We start from the raw sequence: 1,965 nt of genomic DNA on the forward strand, positions 1-1,965 counted from the left end.
CTCAAGGAGCGCAAGCACCGCATCGAGGACGCCGTTCGCAACGCGAAGGCGGCCGTCGAGGAGGGCATCGTCGCCGGTGGTGGCGTCGCCCTGGTGCAGGCTGCCAACGCGGCGTTCGACAAGCTCGACCTGTCCGGTGACGAGGCCGTGGGTGCGCAGATCGTGCGCTTCGCGACCGACGCCCCGCTCAAGCAGATCGCGATCAACGCCGGCCTCGAGGGCGGCGTCGTGGCGGAGAAGGTGCGCAACCTGACGGCCGGTCACGGTCTCAACGCGGCCACCGGCGAGTACGTCGACATGATCGCCGAGGGCATCATCGACCCCGCCAAGGTGACCCGCAGCGCGCTGCAGAACGCCGCCTCCATCGCGGCGCTCTTCCTCACCACCGAGGCCGTCGTGGCCGACAAGCCGGAGAAGGCCGCCCCCATGGGCGACCCGTCCGGCGGCATGGGCGGCATGGACTTCTGAGTCCGACCCGCTCCACGTAGCACTCGAACGGCCCCAGTCCCTCGGGACTGGGGCCGTTCTGCGTCCTCATGCGCCTTCTCGCTGGCGCGCCGCCACGTTGATTCGTGCTCGACGGGCTGGGGGTCAGGCGCGGATCGGGGGGACCGTCAGGAGGCAGGCGCCCGGCTCGGCGAACGGCACCAGGTCGGTGCCCTCCGGGTCCGCGCCGTACGTCGTGAGCGCCCCGCTGACGATGCCGCGGTGGACCTCGCAGACCACGCCCGGGTGGCGGTGGGCGGCGTCGAGGAGCGGGCAGCGGGTCAGGCGGACCCGCTCGGGCCGGTCGGTGTCGACATCCGGGTCGAACCCGAGCTCGTCGAGCATCGCGACCACCTCGGCGCGGGCCTCGTCGGGGGTCTGCGGTGCGACGTCGCGGTCGGCCGCGAGGGTGTGGCCCCACTGCTCGCCCGCGAAGCGCGCGGTCTCGGCGGGAGCCGGGCTGGTCGCGGCGATCGAGGCGGCCAGGGCGGTGGCGAGCCCCGCGTACTCGTCGCGGCCGCGATCGTCGATCGCCTCGTAGCGCCAGGCCGGCCGGCCGCGCCCCTGGGGCTCGCTGCGCACCCGGCGTACCCATCCGTCGGCGATCAGCGCGTCGAGGTGCTCGCGCAGGGTGTTGGGGTGCAGGCCGCTCGCCTGGGCGAGCGCCGCCAGCCGCGGAGGTCGCGGCTGGTCGACCAGCAGCTGCAGGACGGCCGCCCGGCCGGCCGTGAGCGGCCGAGGGCGTCGTCCCGGGCGGGGACCGAGCGGATTGTTTTTCACGGGTCGAACTGTAGTAAATATGGAGCACCGACGCACATCCGACATTCCTGACCCCTTGAGGAGCACCGATGAACGACCTGATGGTCGCCTCCACCGCCGCGGACGCCCGCGCTGCCGAGGCGATGGTGGCCCACCACGCGGCGATGGCCGGCACGCTGACCACCCTCGTCTCGCGGCTGACCTTCGCGGCCCGCTCCGGACGCTCCGAGGACGCCGAGCAGGTCCGGGCCGAGCTGGTCGCGTGGTGCCGAGCCGACCTGGTGCCGCACGCGCTGGCCGAGGAGGCCGCGCTCTACCCGGTCGCCGCGGAGCAGGCCGCCGCGTCCCTGCTGGTGACCGCGATGATCACCGAGCACCAGCTGCTGCTCGGCCTGGTCGAGGAGCTCGAGAAGGCCGGCGACGCCGTGACGGCGGCGGTGGCAGCGGGGTCGCTGCGCACGGTCTTCGAGAGCCACCTGGGCAAGGAGAACGACCTCCTCGTCCCGCTCCTGGCGACCGCGGCCGACGCCTCCCTCGCCGACCTGCTCGAGGGCATGCACGAGGAGCTCGAGCAGCACGCCCACCACACCGAGGTGGCCGAGGCACCCGCCGCGGCGCAGCAGGCGGCCGGCCACGGGCACGGGCACGGTGGCTGCGGGTGCGGAGAGTCCGATGCCGCCGGCTACCCCGAGCTGGACGTGCGCACGATCCCGCACGCGA

3 protein-coding genes are annotated in these 1,965 nt (G+C 73.8%); 2 read left to right on the forward strand and 1 reads right to left on the reverse strand.

The annotated features are described in order from the left end of the window. A partial coding sequence (locus Q0L15_RS20990) for a TCP-1/cpn60 chaperonin family protein (protein ID WP_296606664.1) occupies window positions 1–468 on the forward strand: 468 nt, incomplete at its 5' end. 123 nt (window positions 469–591) lie between these two features. Here the strand turns inward: Q0L15_RS20990 and Q0L15_RS20995 are convergent. After that, window positions 592–1,266, reverse strand: coding sequence for a helix-turn-helix domain-containing protein (locus Q0L15_RS20995; protein WP_296606665.1), 675 nt, complete (start codon window positions 1,264–1,266; stop codon window positions 592–594). 68 nt (window positions 1,267–1,334) lie between these two features. Between Q0L15_RS20995 and Q0L15_RS21000 the strand changes: the two genes are divergently transcribed. After that, window positions 1,335–1,965, forward strand: a 631-nt coding sequence (locus Q0L15_RS21000) for a hemerythrin domain-containing protein (RefSeq protein WP_296606667.1), incomplete at its 3' end; no start/stop codon positions are given.

The sequence above is a fragment of the Nocardioides sp. genome (assembly GCF_024509035.1).
Taxonomy (GTDB): Bacteria; Actinomycetota; Actinomycetes; order Propionibacteriales; family Nocardioidaceae; genus Nocardioides.